The sequence below is a fragment of the Polaromonas sp. P3_B4 genome, from assembly GCF_056402835.1.
Window position 1 is genome coordinate 240,751 of record NZ_JBFUGQ010000002.1, and the last position, 19,085, is coordinate 259,835.

Genomic DNA, 19,085 nt, shown 5'->3' on the forward strand with positions numbered 1-19,085 from the left:
GCAAGCAGCTATTGAATTGATAGCAAATTCATGTGCCCGGTACGACCTGCAGGGGAATCGTCACCGGCCCGTCATTGACCAGATGCACCTGCATGTCGGCTGCGAATTGCCCGGTTTCGACCTGCGGATGCAGGCTGCGGGCCTGGGCCGCAAAGTAGTCGTAGAGCCGGCGCCCTTCGTCAGGCGGGGCCGCACCGGTGAAGCTGGGCCGGTTGCCGCCTGAGGCATCGGCGGCCAGGGTGAACTGGCTGACGATGAGCAGCCCGCCTTTGACGTCCTGCACGCTCAAATTCATCTTCCCCGCGCTGTCCGAAAAAATCCGCAGCTTGAGAATCTTGGCCAGCAGCTTGTCGGCCTGCGCTTCAGCGTCACCGCGCTCAGCGCACACCAGCACCAGCAGCCCGCCGCCAATCTGGCCGACGGTCTCGCCGGCAATCACCACGCTGGCCTCGGCCACGCGCTGCAGCACGGCCTTCATCAGTCAGTCACACCAGCAGCCACAAACAGCGGCTTGCCGACGGGGCCGGAAAGGAAACTGACGAACTGCTGGGCCACATCCTGCTGTTTGCCGGAAGCCAGCGGCGCGGCGGTGTACGACGTGTAGTTCTGCACTTCGGCCGGCACCGGCCCGACGAACTTCAGGCCCTTGTCCTTGTACAGAAGAATCTCGGTCATCGCACCGAAGCCGATCTCGCGCCCCTTGCCCTTGAGCACGTGCTCCATCACCGAGGCGCCGTCGGGGTAACGCGTGGTTTTGCTTTCCACCTGCGCATACACATCCATCTTCTTGAGCAGGCCTTCCAGGTACAAGCCGGTGGATGCGCGGTTGAACACCAGCGAGTCGGCGGCCAGCACCGAGCGTTTGAGTGCCTCGGCATTGGCGATGTCGGGCACAGGCGCGCCTTCGCGCACCGCCACACCCATGCCGACACGGCCGACGTTGGCGCGCGTTTCCGCCAGCTTGCTAGCCGCGGCAAATTCGCCAATGACGGCGGGCGGCGCGATCACCACGTCAAACGCCGGATTGCTGTCCATGCGCTTTTTCAGCTCGGGTGCGGTGTTGAAGGTGATTTTGGCGGTGTGGCCGGTCTGCTTTTCAAAAGCGGCCGCGGCCGCCTTGAGGCCGGGCTCGATGGCACCGGCGCTCAGCACCTGGAGCTCCGCCGCCTGCGCGGCGGCGCTGAGCAGTGCGCAGGCAAGGACGCGGGCGGCAAACGTAAGAGGGGTTCGTTTCATCAAGGCTCCTGGACTCATGGATAGAAGGTCGGAAGGTCGGGGAAATTATCGGTGGCCGGAAGAGGGCGGCAGGCCGTCAGATCAGGTCGGCCTCGTCGTCGAAATGGGCTTCCACATCGCTGGGCAGCAGCTGGATGCTGGCGCGCAGGCCGGGCACGGCGCTCATCAGGGCCTGCTCAACGCTGGTGCGCACGGCCGCCGCGCGGCCCAGTGACCAGCTGGCCGGCATGTGCATGTGCAGGTCGACAAAGCGCCGCTGGCCGGCGCGGCGCGTGCTCAGGTGGTCAAAGCGGATGGTGGGGTGGCTGAAGCCTGCGAGCGTTTTCTGGATCTCGGCCAGCACTTCGGGCTCCACCGCCTCGTCCATCAGGCCCTGTGACGAGCGCCAGACCAGCCGGCCGCCCTCCCACAGGATATTCAGGGCCACGCCGATCGCCACCACGGCGTCCAGCCAAAGCCAGCCGGTCAACATGACAGCGCCTATGCCGACAACCACACCGACAGAGGTCCAGACGTCGGTCACCAGGTGTCTGGCGTCGGCCTCAAGCGCGATGGACCGGTGCAGCCGGGCCGCACGGAACATCGCCCAAGCCAGCAAGCCGTTGAGCGCCGAGCTGCCCACCGACAACGCCAGGCCCCAGCCAAGCTGCTGCAGCGGCCGCGGGTCCAGCACGCGGTGCGCGGCAGCCCAGATGATGGCCACAGCCGCACCGACGATCAGTGCGCCCTCGAAGCCGGACGAAAAATACTCGGCCTTGTGGTGGCCATAAGGGTGGTCGTCGTCGGCAGGGCGCTGCGCAATCGTGACCATGGCCAGGCCAAAGAGGGCGCTGGCCAGGTTGACGAAAGACTCCATGGCGTCAGACAACAGGCCCACCGAATCCGTGATGTACCAGGCCGCTGTCTTGAGGACGATGGTGACTGCGGCCACTGCGATGGAAGCGCGCAGCAGCCGCTGCGGCGTCAGGGACTGCCAGGCGGGAAAATTCATCTGTGCATTGTGAGGTATGGGGGCATGCCGGGTAACAAACCGGAGAAGGGCGGCGGGGTGGCAAGACTTGCCTGGCGAATCGTAACCAAAGGTAATGGATAATCCGCCCAAAGAGGTCTTCATGAAACATCGCTACCTGACAGCCTTGGCCGGACTGATGCTTGCAGCCGTGCAAGCCGCCGCACAAACCCAGCCGGAGCCTGCCGCGGCCGTTCCGGCCACGCCGGCAGCCGCGCCAGCCGAGGCATCGGCCCCAACCGCTTCTGTACCCTTGCCCCCACCTCCACTCGCCCCCGGGCAGGCCGGCTTTCTGAAAACCCTGCGCGGTGACGTCAAGCTGCTGGAGGCCGGCGGCGCAGCGCGGCCGGCAAAGGCCGGAGACCCTGTATTGCCCGCCGGCCGCATCGTCACAGGCGCTGACTCCGCCGCCAGCCTGGTCCTGCGCGACGGCACCACGGTGGTGGTGGGTCCGGCTTCGCAGCTGGACATCAAGGGTTTCAGCTTTGATGCCACCACACAAGAGGGCGGCCTGCTGCTCTCCCTGCTGCAGGGTTCGCTGCGCATGATGAGTGGCCTGGTGGGCAAGGCCCACCCCGAGACTGTGCGCATCGAGACCAAGACCGCTTTCATCGGCATTCGCGGCACCGACTTCATCGTGCAGGCGGACCCACAGCCATGAGAATCCATTTCCCCCTTCTCTCCGCCATTCTCCTGAGCACGCTGCTGGCGGCTTGTTCCACCGGCACCCGTGTTGTGCTGCTGCCGCAGGAAGACGGAACGCCGTCTGCCGTGGTGGTGCGCGCCAGGGAAGGCGCTGGCGGCGAAGCTGTGCTGTCCGTGCCTTTCCAGCGTGCCACGGCAGCGCGGGGTTCAACGGGTGCCCCCAGGGTGGACCAGGCTGATCCGGCCAAGGTTCGCGCCGATAACGCTGCGCTGTATGACATGGCGCCGCCCAGGGGCAAGCGTTACACCGTGTACTTTGATGCGGGCGGCACGGTGCTGACGGCCGAGTCGCAGAAAATCATGGAAGACGTGCTCGTCGATGCGCTGGCCCGAAGTGGCGGCGACATCGTGATCACCGGCCATACCGACACTGTGGGCGCCGGAGCCAGCAACGACGTGCTGTCGGCCCAGCGGGCGCAGCAGGTGCGCCAGATATTGATCGACCGCCAGTTTCCGGCGGAGCGCATCGAAGCGGCGGGCCGGGGTGAACGCGACCTGGCCGTGCTTACCGCCGATGAGGTGGAAGAACCGCGCAACCGGCGCGTGGCCATCGAGGTTCGGTAACAAGATGACTGGTGTTCAGGCTAAATGCCTGTAGACCAATAGGGGTAAGCGCAAGCAGCTATTAAAACTGTAGCGCTCGGTCGCCGCCCCGAGTCTGCGGAAAGCGCCCCGTGCCGCAGTTCAGGCCAGCGTGACCCGGGCAAACTTGCGTTTGCCCACCTGCACCACATACGTTCCGCTGTTCAGCTTGAGCGCCTTGTCGCTCACCACGCTGGAGTCAATCCGCACGCCGCCGCCTTCAATCAGGCGCGTGGCTTCGCTGCCCGAGGGCGCGAGGCCAGCCGCCTTGAGAAGCGCGCCTATCCCCATCGGCGAACCGGACAGCGACACCTCGGGAATCTCGTCCGGCACGCCGCCCTTGCTGCGGTTGATGAAGTCCTGCTCGGCGGTGTCGGCTGCTGCAGCCGAGTGAAAGCGTGCCGTGATTTCCTTGGCCAGCGCGACCTTGGCGTCCTTGGGGTTGCGTCCGCCGTCCACTTCGGCCTTCAGTGCGGCGATGTCGGCTTCACTTTTGAACGACAGCAGCGTGTACCACTTCCACATCAGCACATCGGAGATCGACAGCACCTTGGCGAACATGGTGTTGGCGTCTTCGCTGATGCCGATGTAGTTGTTCTTGCTCTTGGACATCTTCTCGATGCCGTCCAGGCCTTCGAGCAGCGGCATGGTCAAAATGCACTGCGGCTCCTGGCCGTATTCCTGCTGCAGGTGCCGGCCCATCAGCAGGTTGAACTTCTGGTCGGTGCCGCCGAGTTCCAGGTCGCTCCTGAGCGCGACCGAGTCGTAGCCCTGCATCAGCGGGTACAAAAACTCGTGCACGCTAATAGGGGTGCCGGCCTTGAAGCGGTCGTTGAAGTCGTTGCGCTCCATCATGCGGGCCACGGTGTAATGCGAAGCCAGCTTGATCATGCCGGTGGCGCCCAGCGGTTCGCTCCATTCGCTGTTGTAGCGCAGCTCGGTTTTGGCGGGGTCCAGGATCTTGTCGGCCTGGGCGCGGTAGGTTTCGGCGTTGACCTTGATCTGCTCGGGCGTGAGCGGGGGTCGTGTGGTGTTGCGCCCGGACGGGTCGCCGATCAGGCTGGTGAAGTCGCCTATAAGAAAAATGACTGTATGGCCCAGATCCTGGAGCTGACGCATTTTGTTCAGCACCACGGTATGTCCGACATGAATGTCAGGCGCCGTCGGGTCCAGCCCCAGTTTGATGCGCAGCGGGACGCCCGTGGCCTCCGATTTGGCCAGTTTTTGTATCCAATCGTTTTCCGGGATCAGCTCATCGCAGCCGCGCAGGGACACAGCCAGGGCCTCCCTGACGCGGTCGGTGACGGGGAATTTTGTAACAAGCTCTTGATTCATAAGGGTTTTTCACATGTCGGGGAATTGTCCGACAGATATACTGGCGGCTCTCCTGCAGCGGCGGAGCCATTTTAGTTGGCCTGCAATTTGCTGATCAGGAAACTCATAACCGGATGGCTCCGGCCCCACCCCTGCATCCAGGGCTGGCCGCCAAAGCTCTCCACCTTTTATACAGCAGTCCGGTGCTCGCGCAGCGCCCGATGCACTTTTGTTGGGAATACTGCTTTGCCACTGCCATCTCCCTCCCAGATACTGCTGCCGATCGCCGACAGCCTCCGTCGCCATCCCAAACGGGTCACCGCCAGCCTTGCAGCGCTGCTGCTGGGCACAGGTGTCACCGCATTCGGCGTTGCGCCCCTGGCACCCGATGCGGCCAACCTGCCGGTCCGCCAGATACTCGAAGCGGTCGAGCCTTTGCCCACGCAGATACAGACCGATTCCCTCACCGATTTCCGTTTCAAGCTGTTCCGCACGGAAAGCACCCGCAGCAGCGATACCGCCGACACCCTGCTCAAGCGCCTGAACATCGACGACAGCGCCGCAGCCGCCTTTTTGCGCAGCGACGCCAATGCGCGCCTGCTGCTGTCGGGCCGTGCCGGAAAGAACGTAACCGCCGAAGCCAGCGACAGCCAGCAACTGCTCAAGCTCAGCATGCGTTGGCCCACTGACGACGAAACGATGTTCAAGCGCCTGGTGGTCGAGCGCGGCGCCGCCGGTTTCAGCTCGCGCATTGAAACCGCCCCGTACGTGGCTACTGCGCGCCTGTCCAGCGGCAGCATCCAGACCTCGCTGTTCGCCGCCACCGACGACGCCCGCATCCCCGACGGCGTGGCGGTGCAGATCGCCGAAATTTTCTCCAGTGACATTGATTTTCGCCGCGCACTGCGCAAGGGCGACCGCTTCAACGTGGTCTATGAAAGCCTGGAAGCCGACGGCGAGCCGCTGCGCACCGGTCGCGTGCTGTCGGCCGAGTTTGTCAACGCCGGCAAGGCCTACCAGGCCATGTGGTTCCAGCCTCCGGGCGTGGACGCCACGGGCGCTGCCAACAGGGGCGGCTATTACACGCTCGACGGCCGGAGCCTGCGCCGCGCCTACCTGAGCTCGCCCGTCGAGTTCTCGCGCATCAGCAGCGGCTTTTCAATGCGCTTTCACCCCATCCTGCAAAAATGGCGCGCCCACCTGGGCACCGACTTCGCAGCGGCTACGGGAACACCTGCACGTACCGTCGGCGATGGCGTGGTGGAGTTCTCGGGTGTCCAAAACGGGTATGGCAACGTGGTGTTCGTTCGCCACCGCAACGGCCATGAAACTGTTTATGCCCACCTGAGCAAAATCATGGTGCAGCGCGGCCAGAACGTCAGCCAGGGCCAGACCATCGGTCTCGTCGGCTCCACCGGCTGGGCCACCGGCCCACACCTGCATTTCGAGTTCCGCGTCAACGGTACCCAGCAGGACCCGATGACGATCGCCAAGCAGAGCGAGACCATTCCCGTGTCTACGGCTGCCATGCCGGCATTCAGGGAGCTCTCAGCGGGCGTGAAGACTCAGCTTCTGGCAGCCTCGACCATCACCCAGACCCGCGCTGAGTAGCTAGAGCCCCCACGTTCGCTCACTGCGTGTAGCTCTCTGCCCCCCGAGGGGCGCTGCGCCTGCGGTCTGGCAAAGCCAGTCCCGCGGCCCCGGCTGGCAAAAACCGGAATCCTTTGCCCACTGCGTGTAGCTCCTGCCTCTTGAAGGTTGCCGTGTCTGCAGCTCCGCTAGATGGGAGCCTTGCGGCAGAATAGGCAAATGTCCGATTACTACATTGGCCTGATGTCAGGCACTTCGCTCGACGGTGCCGATGGTGTGCTGGTCGATCTTTCCGGTGGAAAGCTGCGCGTCCTTGCCGCGGCGACGGAATCCTTTGATGGTGTGTTTCGCGCGGAGCTGCTGGCGCTGAATTCGCCCACGGACAACGAACTGCACCGGGCCGCCGTTGCTGCCAATCACATCGCGGCGGCGTATGCCAAAGTCGTCGCTGCGCTGCTTGTCCAGGCTGCTGCACAGGGGATCGTCGCCTCGCAGGTTCGCGCCATTGGCGCGCATGGCCAAACCGTGCGGCACCAGCCGCACAGAACATCCCCCGACCCGGCGGGCGCAGGCTACACGCTCCAGCTCAACAATCCGGCTTTGCTGGCAGAGCTCACGGGCATCGATGTGGTGGCTGATCTTCGCAGCCGCGATGTGGCGGCCGGTGGCCAGGGCGCACCTCTGGTGCCGGCATTTCATCAGGGCGTTTTCGGCCATGCCGACGCCACGGTGTCGGTGCTGAATTTGGGTGGCATTTCCAACCTCAGCGTGCTGCCGCCTGGCGCGTCGTCACCCGTGCTGGGTTTTGACTGCGGACCGGGCAACGCCCTGATGGATGCATGGTGCCTGCAACACACCGGTCAGTCTTATGACGCCGGCGGCGCCTGGGCGGCCACGGGCAAGCTGTTGCCGGACCTGCTGGCCAGCCTGCTGGACGAACCATACTTTGCGCAACCGATTCCCAAAAGCACCGGCCGCGATCTTTTCAGCATGACCTGGCTGGCCGGCAAACTCGCGCCCTTTTCTGCGGCGCGGCCGCAAGATGTCCAGAACACCCTCGCTGAATTCACGGCCAGCGCCTGCGCGGCGGACGTCAACAGCCATGGAAAATCCAGCAGCCTGCTGATCGTCTGCGGCGGCGGCGCGTTCAATACCCATCTTCTTGGGCGCCTGCAGGCCGGGTTGCCGCAGCTCAAGGTTGAGACTTCCGGCCAGCATGGCTTGCCGCCTTTGCAGGTGGAGGCGGCGGCCTTTGCATGGCTGGCACAGCAGGCGGTGTTGCGCAGGCCTGGTAACTTGCCGAGCGTGACGGGGGCAAAGGGGTTGCGGGTGCTGGGGGCGGTCTATCCTGCTTAGGTTGGGCAGGATAGTGGTCGGTCTTGTTCTGCCGTTGCGCTTTTTGCTGAGGGTAGCTGGCCGGGGGTTGCCCGGCATGCAACTCACTTTCTTTTGCTTCGCCAAAAGAAAGTAAGCAAAGAAAAGGCGACCCTGGTTCCTGCGTCCCTACGCTTCGCTGCGGGCAACCTGCGGTGCTCGGTCCAGCCGGGGTCAAAAACAACTCGCTTCGCTCAAACAAGTTTTTGCCCTGATCCGTCTGGCCCTGCGCTCCTCGGCGCATCCACAAGGGGGTGGGAGAGGAATACCGAACAGCCGAACTCCCAACAGCCAAAGGCAGAACCCCGAATACCAGAAGAAACAAGGACACGCCATGGCGTGTCCTTGTTGGTATTGGTTTCCTGGTATTTCGGTATTCGGTCCCCGCTCCCGATTGGCCCTTCTGTCTGCGCCGAGGAGCGCAGGTTCAGGCGGATCAGGGATCGCGATTGTCTGAGCCGAAGGCGAGTTCGAGCGAGACCCCGCCTGGACCGAGCACCGCAGGTTGCCCGTAGCGAAGCGGAGGGTCGCAGACAGCAGGGTCGCCTTTTCTTTTGCTTACTTTTCTTTTGGCGAAGCAAAAGAAAAGTGAGTAGCTGCCGGGCTACCCCCGGCCAACTACCCTCAGCAAAGAGCGCGCCGTCAAATCAATGACGATCCTAAAAACCGCTATCAATTCAATAGCTGTTCGCGCCCATCCCTAAAGGACTTCAAGGCAAATCTTTATAAGGTTCCGGCTGCGCCGCATCCCTCGGCCCCACGGTGCTAAGCCGGGCTTTCAGCGACTGCGGCCGCCCCGTCAGGATGGCCGCGTAGTTGGTGGTGTTGGACAGCACTTTTTTCACGTAGTCGCGCGTCTCGCTGAAAGGAATGCTTTCGGCCCAGATCGCCGCGTCCAGCACCGGGCCGTTGCGCCAGGTGCGCGGACGGCCGGGGCCGGCGTTGTAGGCGGCTGCGGCCATGGGCATGGAGCCGTTGAAGTCGTCCAGTGCGAACTTGAGGTAGGCCGTGCCGATCGCGATGTTGGTGTCGCGGTCATTGAGCTGCTCTTGCGTGAAACCTTCCAGGCCGATTTTTTTGGCGGTCCAGCGTGCCGTCGCCGGCATGACCTGCATCAGGCCGGAAGCGCCCACGCCGGAGCGGGCGTCCATGATGAAGCGGCTTTCCTGGCGGATCAGGCCATACACATAGGCCGGGTCCAGGTTGATGGACTGGCTGCGTTTGGTCACCGTTTCGCGAAACGGCATCGGGAAGCGTTGCTCGAAATCGATCTCGCCTTTGGTGCGCTCACTGGTGTTGATGCAGCGGTCCCAGATCTGCCGGTCGCAGGCGAACTGGGCGGCTGCCAGCAGGTCGCGGTCAGCCATGCCGCCGCGCTTGTGCAGGTTGGTGCTGTAGTTCCATTCGCGCGTGCCTTCGGGGCGCAGGCCGATGGCGATGGCATAAGCGGCGCGGTTCAAGCCCGGGTTCAGCCGTGCAGTTTCTTTTTCCTCGGCCGTCAGCGGCGCTGGCCTGGCCGGCACCGTGATCTTCTGGTCCAGCTCTTCCAGCGCGAGCTGCTCGTAAAAACCACGGGCCGATGCAAAGGACTGCAGCAAGGCCAGGGCCTCGGCCCGCTGCGGCGCAATGGTGATGCCGGTGCTGATGGTTTGCGTCACGCCGGGTGTGGTCGCGACGACGATCGGGCCTTTGGGCGCCACGTCGGGCGGCGCGGTGGCCAGCAGCGCACGCGCTTTCCAGTAGCTCCAGGTGGGGTCCTTGCGCGCGTCGTCGCTCATGGCGTTGACCGCTGCCAGCACCAGCGTCCAGTTGGGCTGTGTGCCCGCGCGCAATGCGGCCCGGACTTTCCAGCCCAGCATGTCGTCGGTGAGGTCGGTGTCCTTGGTGACCTTGGCAAAGTATTGCAGTGCGTCACCGGCCGGTGTGGCGCCCAGGCGTGTGGCGGCCTGCCTGCCGATCACGCCCCAGACCCAGTTGCGCTCTTCCGTGTTCAGCTGCATGCCCCATTTGTTTTCCATCTGGGATGCCGCTCCGTCCGTGTCGCTGATCGCCATCTTGATCAGCGCCAGCGTGACGATTTCGCGCCGCGCCTTGCTGAGCGCGAGGTGTTTGCCCGCCAGGAACCTGATGGGGCTGGCGTTCAGTTCATTGACCATGCCAACGGCATCGGGGGCAACGATCTGCACGGCGCCTGTCGCTGCCCGGGGCCGGTTGGCTTCAGTGGCCAGGCGGGCCTTGATCCACGCGTCCTGCGGTGTGAGGTTTTTGGTACCGACCAGCCGCTCGGCGGCCGAGTTGCAACCGTCGTCTGCCTCGCGTTGCGCGTACCAGTTCTTCTTCACCTCGTCGGCCAGGCGCGCATCAGCCGCCGGATTTTTGAGGTGTTCGACCAGCAGCGCGTAGCAACGCACCTCCTTGTCGTCGTTCATACGGTAGTTAGGGTATTCAGCGGCAAAGCCGGCCCAGTCGCGGCGCTGGCCCAGCAGCAGCAGCCAGTCATTGCGCAGGCGGTCTTCCTGGTAGGTGCCGGCGTAGCGTCCGAAAAAGTCCTGCATCTCTTGTGCGCTGGCTTCGCCCAGGCGGGCTTTGAGCTCCCAGTAGGCGGCCCAGGGTTCGAGCGCATGGCCCCGGGCCTGGGGCAGCAGTTGTGCCAGCCGGCCCTTGTCGCCGCGTTTGAAAGCCTTGTTCATCTCCACAATCACGTTGTCAGCTGCACTGGCGCTTGCGGGAAGGGTGGTTTGGGCGGTTGCAGGGACGAGCAGCGTCAGGGAGGCAATTGCGGAAAAAATGGCAGGCAGGGCGGCCGCACGTACCGGGCCGTTAAGAAATTTGTATAGCATCGGGACATTATGGACAAATTAAGCACACGCAAGGCGCTGGTGGAAGCGCGACTGAACATGCCTGACCGCCTGGTGCGGGCTGACCTGCTGCAGCGTGTGATGCGCATCTGGCTGGTAGGTTCCACGCACGAGGTGATTGGTGCGTATTGGCCCATCAAGGGCGAGTTCGATCCGCTGCCTGCGCTGTACCGCTGGCAGGAAGATGCCATTTTGAGCCAGGATTCGTCATCAAATCCGGCGCTGGACCAAGTGGAACGTGCGCAACTAGCTACTGAAAGCATAGCAGCGCGATCGCCGCGCAAGATCGGTCTGCCGGTGGTCAACAAGCTGCACAAGACATTGACTTTCCATGCCTGGTACCCGGGCTGCCCCATGGAAGAAGACGCCTACGGCATTCCGAAACCAAAAGATACAGAGGTGATTATTCCCACCCTGCTGTTCGTGCCCTGCGTAGGTTACGGGCCCGGGGGCTATCGGCTGGGCTATGGCGGGGGCTTTTACGACCGCACGCTGGCCACGCTGCAGCCACGGCCCTTCACAGTGGGCCTGGGCTATACCCAGGGCTGGCTGCCCGACATGGAGCCCGAGCCGCACGACATTCCGCTCGATGCCATCCTGAACGACAAGGGCGTGGTCTGGCCGGTGTGACCGTCAGGCGCCCGACAGCCTCCCGGCTTCGCGGGTGAGAAGGGCCGGTATATTAGCCACTCGAGCAAAGCGGTTAATGACTAAAAAAACAGGGAGCGGAGCATGGCAGGCAGTGGAGAAGACAGCAATACGGTCAGCAGCAGGATCAGGAAGGACCTGCTGAAAGTTCTGGCCCTCGCGCTGGTGACGCTGTTTCTGGTTCCGGGTTCAACCCTGTTGTTTGCCAGGCATGCACAGCAGCAACTCGACCGCACCATCATCCAGTCGATAGAGCGGCAGGTCGACCAGGACTCGAGCATGTCCGCCGAAAGCAAGGCGCAAACCAAGAAGTTTTACCGTGACAACCCGGTCTCCCGTATATGCGCCGACGCCAACGCCGACCTCGTGCAGGACAGGGACATGTTCTGCGAGCCGTTCTCCGAAGTCTGGCAGTTTTACGCAGCGCATGTCATCGCCAAATGGACGATTGCCGGCGGTGTGGCCATCTTGCTGGTGGAACTACTGCTGGGCGCCGTGGCTTTCTGGAACCGGAAGGCCCAATACCTGAGTTTTGTGACCGGCTGGCGCCTGCTGAGCCTGGCCAGCGCGGCGCAAATGCTGGTGCAGGGCACCATGCTTGTCTGGCTGTCCTTTTGGGTGACGGCATTCTTCTTTCACGTGTATTACATCAAGCTGATCGCGCTGATCGGCTTTGTGGTGGCTGTCGCGGTGTTCTTTGCCATTGCCGGACTGCTGCGGCGCCCCGCCATGGCAAACACCATTGACGGGGAACTGGTCAGCGATGGCGACGCGCCGGGCCTGTGGGCCAACACCCGCGCCCTGGCCGCACGCCTGAAGACCGCACCGCCCAAACAGATCGTGGCGGGCATCGACACCAATTTTTTTGTCACCGAAGCGCCGCTCACCGTGGCCGGCCAGGCGCTCACCGGCCGCACGCTGTTTGTCAGCCTTCCGCTGCTGCGGCTGCTGGATCGCGCCCAGGCCGATGCCGTGCTGGGCCATGAGCTCGCGCATTTTCGCGGTGGCGATGCCGCCAGCAGCGCCCGGCTTGGGCCCAAGCTTGTGCAGTACGACCACTACCTCGGCCTGATGCGTGGCGGCGGCCTGACGGTGGCGGTCTATCACCTGATGTACCTGTACCGGGTGATCTTTGAGTTCGCGCTGATGCGTGACAGCCGCGAGCGCGAATTCAAGGCCGACCGCGCCGCCGCGAAGCTGGTTTCGCCGCAGGCCATTGTGGAATCGCTGATCAAGATTACCGCCTACGCGAGCTACCGGTCGGAAATCGAGCGTGAACTGTTCGAGCACGACCGGCAGCACGGCCAGCAACTCGGCATTGCGCAGTTTGTGGCCTCGGGCCTGGCACCCTACGCCGCCTCTACCAAATTCGTGAAGGCCATGGGAACAGCCAGCGTGCCTCATCCGTTTGATTCGCATCCGGCCATGCTGGATCGCATGAAAAACGTGCGTCACCTGGTCAAGCCCGACGCCTTCGGCGCCATCGTGACTGATCCACCATCGCGCAACTGGGCTGACGACATACAGACCGCGCCGCAGATTGAGCAACGACTGTGGTCGGCCTACGAGCAGGGTTTTGCCGCTGACCATGAACGTACCCTCGCTTACCGCTATGGGCCGGACAATGACATGGAGCAGGCGCTGGTGCTGCGCTACTTTCCTCCTGTGCTGTTTCAGCTCAAGGGCACTCTCTCTGTCGGTGTGACATACAGCGGACTGCAGCTGCCCGGCAAGCCCGATGAACTCTCGTGGGATGACATCCAGAACCTTGGCTATGAAAACGGTTTTGGCGGCGATGTCCTCACGGTTACCTTGACTGAAAAAGGCCTGTTGGGTGCCAAGACAACCAAGGTAAAACTGCCCGGCATCAGTGCGCAGCGGGAGCAGTTCAAAGAGGTGCTGGGGACTTACCGGCACCGGCATGAGGTGATGCGGAAGCAGCTGGCGGGGTAGGCTTTTATCGGCCGGTTCTTGCTCCGGCCTTTGCGCGCTCGTCTAAGAGTTGCTGGCCGGGGGTTGCCCGGCGGCAAGTAACTTTCTTTTGCGTCGCCAAAAGAAAGTCACCAAAGGTCACGTAGTGGGGATTCGCTCACTTCGCAAAGCGAAGTTATGCGAATACCAAAAGGCGACCCTGCTGTCTGCGACCCCTGCGCTTCGCTGCGGGGCAACCTGCGGTGCTCGGTCCAGGCGGGGTCTCGCTCGAACTCGCTTCGCTCAGACAATCGCGATCCCTGATCCGCCTGAACCTGCGCTCCTCGGCGCAGACAGAAGGGGCAATCGGGAGCGGGGACTGAAGACAAATGCCAACTCCAATACCAACAAGGACACGCCATGGCGTGTCCTTGTTTCTTCAGGTATTCGGGTTCTGGTATTCGGTTGTTGGCTGTTCGGTATTCCTCTCCCACCCCCTTGTGGATGCGCCGAGGAGCGGAGGGCCAGACGGATCAGGGCAAAAACTTGTTTGAGCGAAGCGAGTTGTTTTTGACCCCGGCTGGACCGAGCACCGCAGGTTGCCCGAAGCGCAGCGAAGGGACGCAGGAACCAGGGTCGCCTTTTCTTTGCTTACTTTCTTTTGGCGAAGCAAAAGAAAGTGAGTTGCATGCCGGGCAACCCCCGGCCAGCATGATTCAGAGGAGGGCGCCCCGCCGGAGCAAACCGGGCCTAGCCCTTGGGCTTGTAAGCCACAACATCAATCTCCACCCGCGCATCCACCATCAACCGCGCCTCGGTCGTCGAACGGGCTGGCTTCTTATCACCGAAATAGCCCATGTAGATGCGGTTGAAACTGCCGAAGTCGCGCGCGTCCTGCAGCCAAACAGTGCTCTTGCAGACGTCGTCCAGCGTGCAACCGGCCAGGGCCAGCACCGCCTGCAGGTTCTTCATCACCTGGTGGGTCTGCACCTCTATCCCGCCGGTCACGATCTCGCCGTTTTCATTGGCCGGCACCTGGCCGGAGACATAGATGAAGTCACCGGCGCGCACAGCGGGTGAGAACGGGCGGGGCTGGCGGTCGGAGGCCAGCGGAGGATTTCCGAAATGTTCGAGAGGCATGAAGAACTCCTTTTTCTAGTCTCTTTTGTGGCAAATTCTGAAATATATTTTCATGATTATGCGCAAATACTCGGGTTTATCCTGAAAATGATCATCTTCAGATCAATTAATCTTCACTTTTGAAATTTAACTTCAATCAGGAGTTGTCATGATCCGTGGAATTCGCATGCACCGCCGCACTGCCTTGTCTTCCCTGTTGGCCCTGGGTGCGGCCGGCGCCGGCTTCGGTCCGGCCGCCGCGCAGACGGGGAAGTCAGCCCTGAACCTGGCCATGGTGGCTGAGCCGCCGACGCTGGACATCCAGTCGACCCCGGCCGACCTGGTCTGCATCATCATGCAGCACGTCTACGAGCCGTTGTTCACCTTCGACGCCAAGGCGGCCCTGGTGCCGATGCTGGCCGAGGCGATGCCCAAGATATCGGCGGACGGCAAGCTCTACAGCATCGCACTGCGCAAGGGCGTGATGCTGCACAGCGGGCGCGAGCTTCATGCCGACGATGTGGTGGCCAGCCTGAAACGCTGGATGGAAGTCTCGCCGCGTGGCAAGTCGGTGGCGGTGCAGGTGGCCGACCTGTCGGCCAAGGGCCCGCACGGTGTGGAGATCAGCCTGAAGAACGCCTATGCGCCGCTGCTCTCGCAGCTGGCGATGGCCTCGGGCATGGCGGCCATCATGGCCAAGGAATCGCTGGCCCAACCGCTGCGCGAATACGTGGGCACGGGGCCCTACAAGTTCAAGGAGCGCAAGCCCGACCAGTATGTGCTGCTCACCCGCTTCGATGGCTACACCGCGCGCAATGAAGCTGCCAGCGGCTACGGCGGCAAGCGGGTGGCCGTGGTGGAGGAACTGCGCTTCGTACCGGTGCCCAATGCCAACACGCGGGTGGAGGGTGCGCTGGCCGGCCAGTTCCACTACGCCGATCTGCTGCCGATTGAGGCGCTGCCGCGGCTGGAAAAAGCCGGTGGCAAGGTCGTGCCCATCATGACGCCCTCGTTCGGCTTTCCTTACCTGGTGTTCAATACCAAGGAAGGCTCGCTGGCACGGCAGCCTGTACGCAAGGCGGTGCAGACCGCGCTGGGGGAAGGCGAGATGCTGGCAGCGGGCTTTGGCGACACGCGCTTTTTCATCGCCGAAGGCAACCACTTCCCCAAAGGCACGCCTTTTTATTCCACCGCCGGCACCGCAGCCTATAACGAACGCGATGCCAAGAAGGCCAAGAGCCAGGCCGAGCAGGCCGGCTACAAGGGCGAGCCGGTGCGCATCCTGACCAGCCGGCAGTATGACTTTCACTACAACATGGCATTGATCATGGCCGAGCAGCTCAAGCGTGCCGGCTTCAAGGCCGAGCTCAACGTGGTCGAGTGGGCAACGCTGCTGCAGCGCCGCGCCGACCCCAAGCTGTGGGACATCTACATCACCCATTCGGGCCTGTTTCCCGAACCCATGCTTTCGCCGCCGCAACTGGGCGACGGCGCGCCGGGCTGGTGGAGCTCGCCCGCCAAGGCCGAGGCGTTGACCGCGCTGAACCAGGAGTCGAACCCTGCCAAGCGCGGCGCGCTGTGGGGCAAGGTGCAGCAGGTGGTCTATGACGAGGTGCCTTACATCCAGGTGGGCAAGTTCGCCAGCCTGTCGGCGCGTGCCCCTGCGCTGCAGGGCTACACCCCCTACACCTACCCGTTCTTCTGGAATACCAGCCTGAAGAGTTGAGCCCCCACGCTCCCCCACTGCGTGTGGGCCGCTGCCCCTTTCCTCACGTATGGGGGCCGCCCGCCTGCGGTCCGGCAAAGCCGGTTCCGCGACTTGACTGGCTTGTTTCGTTTCGTCTCGGATCGGGTTTAGTGCTGCTGACAGGACGCCCTTGGATGGATAAAGAGATTTCCCCCTTTATGAATAGAGCAATGTCATGACACGGTACCTCCTGTCCCGGCTGGGCGGCATGCTGGTGGTCATGGCCATCGTGGCAGTGCTGGTTTTTATTCTCACGCGCGCCGCCCCGGGTGACCCGATCGCCGTGCTGCTGGGCGACCAGGCCACGGCCGAGGACATCGCGCGCGTGCAGAAGGTCTATGGCCTGGACAAGCCCCTGCCGGTGCAGTTCGGCCTGTGGGTCCGCGAGCTGGCGCGCGGCAACCTGGGTGAATCGATCTTCCTGCAACGGCCGGTAACCCAGGCGCTGTGGGAGCGGGCCGAGCCCACGACCCTGCTCTCGCTGATGGCGATTGCCATTGCCGCGCTGATCGGCGTGCCCTGCGGCATCGTCTCGGCCGTGTATCGCGGCAGGGCCGTCGACCAGGCCTTCACCGGTTTTGCCATGCTGGGCGCCAGCATCCCCAGCTTCTGGTTCGGCCTGGTGCTGATGCAGATCTTCGCAGTCTCGCTGGGCTGGTTTCCGGTCTCGGGCTATGGCGAGCCGGGCGCCTCGCTGGCGGCCCGCATCCACTGCCTGGTGCTGCCGGCCACGGTGCTGGGCGTGCTCAATTCGGCGCTGATCATCCGCTTCACCCGCGCCTCCATGCTGGATGTGCTGGGCGAGGACTACGTGCGCACTGCCCGGGCCAAAGGACTTTCGGAAAACGTGGTGGTGCTCAAGCATGCGCTGCGCAATGCGCTGGTGCCTATCGTTACCGTGCTCGGCCTGACAGTGGCGCTGATGATAGGCGGCGCGGTGGTCACCGAGACGGTGTTCGGCTTACCCGGCGTGGGCAACCTGGTGGTGAGCGCGGTGATCCGGCGCGACTACCCGGTGATCCAGGGTGCGCTGCTGGTGGTGGCTGTGATCTACGTGGTGATCAATTTCGCCATCGACCTGCTCTACACGGTCGTTGACCCTCGTGTGAAGTATTGACATGCAGTTTCCTCTTATTCTGCGCAAGCTGTTTCGCCGCCGCATCGTGCTGGCGGCGGCCATCGCGCTGGTCGTGGTGGTGCTGGTGTCACTCTTCGCCGGCCCCCTGAGCGGGCTGGACCCGAACGAGACCGCCGTGAGCCAGCGCCTCGCGCAACCCTCTTCCAGCCACCTGTTCGGCACCGACGAACTGGGCCGCGACCTGTTTGCCCGCATCGCCTTCGGCGGTCGCTATTCGCTGACCATCGCGCTGCTGACGGCGCTGGGTTCGGTGGTGGCCGGCACCTTGTTTGGCCTGGTTGCAGGTTTCTTTCGCCGGCTCGACGCGCCCGTCATGCGGGTGGTCGACGCCATGATGTCCTTCCCCGACATCCTGCTGGCAATCGCCCTGGTCGGCATTCTCGGCCCCTCGATGCTGAACGTGGTGCTGGCCCTGGTGCTGGTCTACACGCCTCGCGTGGCGCGGGTGGTGCGCGCCTCGACGCTGGTGGTGCGCGAGCTGCTCTTTGTGGAAGCGGCGCGCGCCGTCGGGGTCTCCACCGTGCGCATCCTCTGGCGCCATGTGCTGCCCAACCTGATGTCGCCGATCCTGGTGCAGGCTTCCTTCATCTTCGCCTATGCCATCCTGGCGGAAGCCGCGCTGTCTTTCCTGGGGGTGGGTGTGCCGCCCGAAATCCCGACCTGGGGCACCATGGTCGCCGGCAGCCAGCAATACGCCCACCAGGCGCTGTGGATCGTGTTGTTCCCGGGCCTGGCCATCATCCTTACCGCGCTGTCGCTCCAATTGCTGGGCGACGGCATCCGCGACCTGCTGGATCCGCGCCTGCGGAAATCGATGTGAACCGTCTTGAAGTACGCCACCTTTCCACCTTCTTCGACACCGACGAAGGCCTGATCCGCTCCGTCGCCGACGTGAGCTTCAACATCCGTGCCGGCAAGACCACGGCCCTCGTCGGCGAATCGGGCTCGGGCAAATCGGTCACCAGCCTGACGCTGATGCGCCTGCTACCGCGAACCGCTTCGACACAGGTCAGCGGCCAGGCCCTGTTCGTCAACCGCGCCGGCGAGACACTGGACTTGTTGACGCTGCCCGAGCCGCGCATGCGCGCCATCCGCGGCAACGAGGTGGCGATGATCTTCCAGGAGCCGATGACCAGCCTGAACCCGGTTTTCACCGTGGGCGAGCAGGTGGCCGAGACGCTCCGCCTGCACAAGGGCCTGGGCCATGCGGCCGCCCTGGCCCAGGCCCTGCGCATGCTGGAACTGGTGGAGATCCCGGCGGCTGCCCAGCGCCTGCATGAATACCCGCACCAACTCTCCGGCGGCATGCGCCAGCGGGTGATGATCGCGCTGGCCATGGCCTGCGACCCGACGCTGCTGATCGCCGACGAGCCCACCACCGCGTTGGACGTGACCATCCAGGCTCAGATTCTGGCGCTGATGCGCAGGCTGCAGGCTGAGACCGGCATGAGCATCCTGTTCATCACCCACAACCTGGGCGTGGTGGCCCACCATGCCGACGACGTGGCTGTGATGTACGCGGGCCGCATCGTGGAGGCCGCGCCCGTCAACGACCTGTTCGCACGGCCACAGCATCCTTACACGCAGGGCCTGTTGGCCTGCCTGCCGGCGCAGCAGCGCGGGCGGGCGCCGGCAGGGGACGGCGAGGGCCCGCATGCGGCGGGAGGCAAGCGCCGGCTCTACGCCATCCGCGGCCAGGTCTCCAGCCCGCTGGCGCCGCCACCGGGCTGCGCCTTCGAGCCGCGCTGTGACAAGGCCATCGCGGCCTGCCGCGACGCCATGCCGGCGTTGCGCAACGACGAAGCCGGCGGCAGCGCCCGCTGCATCCTGGTGCCGGAGGCCGCATGAGCACAC

The 19,085-nt window shown here is 63.7% G+C and carries 16 protein-coding genes; 10 read left to right on the plus strand and 6 right to left on the minus strand.

Annotated elements, in window-relative coordinates:
* Positions 1 to 28: 28 nt before the first annotated feature.
* The 3 genes from dtd to AC1DVV_RS18010 all read right to left on the minus strand — a co-directional run bounded on the left by dtd (position 29) and on the right by AC1DVV_RS18010 (position 2,227).
* Positions 29 to 478, minus strand: a complete 450-nt coding sequence (gene dtd, locus AC1DVV_RS18000) for a D-aminoacyl-tRNA deacylase (protein ID WP_457282913.1) — start codon at positions 476 to 478, stop codon at positions 29 to 31.
* Positions 478 to 1,236 (minus strand): substrate-binding domain-containing protein, encoded by a 759-nt coding sequence (locus AC1DVV_RS18005; RefSeq protein WP_457282914.1) that lies wholly within the window; start codon positions 1,234 to 1,236, stop codon positions 478 to 480. The genes dtd and AC1DVV_RS18005 overlap by 1 nt, the downstream gene beginning before the upstream one ends.
* A 76-nt stretch (positions 1,237 to 1,312) precedes the next feature.
* A complete protein-coding gene (locus AC1DVV_RS18010; protein ID WP_457282915.1) occupies positions 1,313 to 2,227 on the minus strand; it encodes a cation diffusion facilitator family transporter in 915 nt (304 codons plus the stop codon).
* A 121-nt stretch (positions 2,228 to 2,348) separates the two neighbouring features.
* Here AC1DVV_RS18010 and AC1DVV_RS18015 point away from each other — a divergent pair, with 121 nt between their 5' ends.
* Positions 2,349 to 2,906 carry a FecR family protein gene (locus AC1DVV_RS18015; RefSeq protein ID WP_457282916.1) on the plus strand — a complete coding sequence of 186 codons (558 nt, stop codon included), beginning with the start codon at positions 2,349 to 2,351 and terminating at the stop codon, positions 2,904 to 2,906.
* Entirely contained in the window at positions 2,903 to 3,514 is a 612-nt protein-coding gene (locus tag AC1DVV_RS18020) for an OmpA family protein (RefSeq protein ID WP_477702228.1), read from the plus strand. The genes AC1DVV_RS18015 and AC1DVV_RS18020 overlap by 4 nt, the downstream gene beginning before the upstream one ends.
* A 120-nt stretch (positions 3,515 to 3,634) precedes the next feature.
* On the opposite strand, the gene tyrS is transcribed toward AC1DVV_RS18020, so the two are convergent.
* Positions 3,635 to 4,867, minus strand: coding sequence for a tyrosine--tRNA ligase (gene tyrS, locus AC1DVV_RS18025; RefSeq protein ID WP_457282918.1), 1,233 nt, complete (start codon positions 4,865 to 4,867; stop codon positions 3,635 to 3,637).
* Positions 4,868 to 5,092: 225 nt separating this feature from the next.
* Here tyrS and AC1DVV_RS18030 point away from each other — a divergent pair, with 225 nt between their 5' ends.
* Together AC1DVV_RS18030 and AC1DVV_RS18035 are read left to right on the plus strand one after the other, a co-directional pair.
* Positions 5,093 to 6,457 carry a M23 family metallopeptidase gene (locus AC1DVV_RS18030; RefSeq protein WP_457282919.1) on the plus strand — a complete coding sequence of 455 codons (1,365 nt, stop codon included), beginning with the start codon at positions 5,093 to 5,095 and terminating at the stop codon, positions 6,455 to 6,457.
* Between the two features lie 198 nt (positions 6,458 to 6,655).
* Positions 6,656 to 7,792 (plus strand): anhydro-N-acetylmuramic acid kinase, encoded by a 1,137-nt coding sequence (locus AC1DVV_RS18035; RefSeq protein ID WP_477689876.1) that lies wholly within the window; start codon positions 6,656 to 6,658, stop codon positions 7,790 to 7,792.
* Positions 7,793 to 8,520: 728 nt separating this feature from the next.
* Here AC1DVV_RS18035 and AC1DVV_RS18040 read toward each other — a convergent pair.
* Complete coding sequence (locus tag AC1DVV_RS18040) at positions 8,521 to 10,650, minus strand: lytic transglycosylase domain-containing protein (protein WP_457282463.1); 2,130 nt, start codon at positions 10,648 to 10,650, stop codon at positions 8,521 to 8,523.
* Between the two features lie 9 nt (positions 10,651 to 10,659).
* On the opposite strand from AC1DVV_RS18040, the gene AC1DVV_RS18045 reads away from it, so the two are divergent.
* Positions 10,660 to 11,298, plus strand: a complete 639-nt coding sequence (locus tag AC1DVV_RS18045) for a 5-formyltetrahydrofolate cyclo-ligase (protein ID WP_457282464.1) — start codon at positions 10,660 to 10,662, stop codon at positions 11,296 to 11,298.
* 102 nt (positions 11,299 to 11,400) lie between these two features.
* Complete coding sequence (locus AC1DVV_RS18050; protein WP_457282465.1) at positions 11,401 to 13,269, plus strand: M48 family metallopeptidase; 1,869 nt, start codon at positions 11,401 to 11,403, stop codon at positions 13,267 to 13,269.
* Positions 13,270 to 13,977: 708 nt separating this feature from the next.
* Here the strand turns inward: AC1DVV_RS18050 and AC1DVV_RS18055 are convergent.
* On the minus strand, positions 13,978 to 14,367 hold the full coding sequence (locus AC1DVV_RS18055; RefSeq protein WP_457282466.1) for a RidA family protein: 390 nt from the start codon (positions 14,365 to 14,367) through the stop codon (positions 13,978 to 13,980).
* 148 nt (positions 14,368 to 14,515) lie between these two features.
* On the opposite strand from AC1DVV_RS18055, the gene AC1DVV_RS18060 reads away from it, so the two are divergent.
* From AC1DVV_RS18060 to AC1DVV_RS18075, 4 genes are all read left to right on the plus strand, one after another.
* Positions 14,516 to 16,072 carry an ABC transporter substrate-binding protein gene (locus AC1DVV_RS18060; protein WP_457282467.1) on the plus strand — a complete coding sequence of 519 codons (1,557 nt, stop codon included), beginning with the start codon at positions 14,516 to 14,518 and terminating at the stop codon, positions 16,070 to 16,072.
* Positions 16,073 to 16,268: 196 nt separating this feature from the next.
* Positions 16,269 to 17,210 carry an ABC transporter permease gene (locus AC1DVV_RS18065; protein ID WP_457282468.1) on the plus strand — a complete coding sequence of 314 codons (942 nt, stop codon included), beginning with the start codon at positions 16,269 to 16,271 and terminating at the stop codon, positions 17,208 to 17,210.
* Between the two features lies 1 nt (position 17,211).
* Positions 17,212 to 18,051 (plus strand): ABC transporter permease, encoded by an 840-nt coding sequence (locus AC1DVV_RS18070; RefSeq protein WP_457282469.1) that lies wholly within the window; start codon positions 17,212 to 17,214, stop codon positions 18,049 to 18,051.
* Positions 18,048 to 19,079, plus strand: coding sequence for an ABC transporter ATP-binding protein (locus tag AC1DVV_RS18075; protein WP_457282470.1), 1,032 nt, complete (start codon positions 18,048 to 18,050; stop codon positions 19,077 to 19,079). Before AC1DVV_RS18070 ends, AC1DVV_RS18075 begins: the two co-directional genes overlap by 4 nt.
* Positions 19,080 to 19,085 lie beyond the last annotated feature (6 nt).

Excerpts from the sequence above, each read along its gene's own strand:
- AC1DVV_RS18040 (WP_457282463.1), bottom strand. The coding sequence starts at position 10,650 with ATGCTATACAAATTTCTTAACGGCCCGGTACGTGCGGCCGCCCTGCCT.
- AC1DVV_RS18065 (WP_457282468.1), top strand. The coding sequence starts at position 16,269 with ATGACACGGTACCTCCTGTCCCGGCTGGGCGGCATGCTGGTGGTCATG.
- AC1DVV_RS18005 (WP_457282914.1), bottom strand. The coding sequence starts at position 1,236 with ATGAAACGAACCCCTCTTACGTTTGCCGCCCGCGTCCTTGCCTGCGCA.
- AC1DVV_RS18010 (WP_457282915.1), bottom strand. The coding sequence starts at position 2,227 with ATGAATTTTCCCGCCTGGCAGTCCCTGACGCCGCAGCGGCTGCTGCGC.
- AC1DVV_RS18055 (WP_457282466.1), bottom strand. The coding sequence starts at position 14,367 with ATGCCTCTCGAACATTTCGGAAATCCTCCGCTGGCCTCCGACCGCCAG.
- AC1DVV_RS18045 (WP_457282464.1), top strand. The coding sequence starts at position 10,660 with ATGGACAAATTAAGCACACGCAAGGCGCTGGTGGAAGCGCGACTGAAC.
- AC1DVV_RS18015 (WP_457282916.1), top strand. The coding sequence starts at position 2,349 with ATGAAACATCGCTACCTGACAGCCTTGGCCGGACTGATGCTTGCAGCC.
- AC1DVV_RS18020 (WP_477702228.1), top strand. The coding sequence starts at position 2,903 with ATGAGAATCCATTTCCCCCTTCTCTCCGCCATTCTCCTGAGCACGCTG.
- AC1DVV_RS18050 (WP_457282465.1), top strand. The coding sequence starts at position 11,401 with ATGGCAGGCAGTGGAGAAGACAGCAATACGGTCAGCAGCAGGATCAGG.
- tyrS (WP_457282918.1), bottom strand. The coding sequence starts at position 4,867 with ATGAATCAAGAGCTTGTTACAAAATTCCCCGTCACCGACCGCGTCAGG.
- AC1DVV_RS18060 (WP_457282467.1), top strand. The coding sequence starts at position 14,516 with ATGATCCGTGGAATTCGCATGCACCGCCGCACTGCCTTGTCTTCCCTG.
- dtd (WP_457282913.1), bottom strand. The coding sequence starts at position 478 with ATGAAGGCCGTGCTGCAGCGCGTGGCCGAGGCCAGCGTGGTGATTGCC.
- AC1DVV_RS18035 (WP_477689876.1), top strand. The coding sequence starts at position 6,656 with ATGTCCGATTACTACATTGGCCTGATGTCAGGCACTTCGCTCGACGGT.
- AC1DVV_RS18070 (WP_457282469.1), top strand. The coding sequence starts at position 17,212 with ATGCAGTTTCCTCTTATTCTGCGCAAGCTGTTTCGCCGCCGCATCGTG.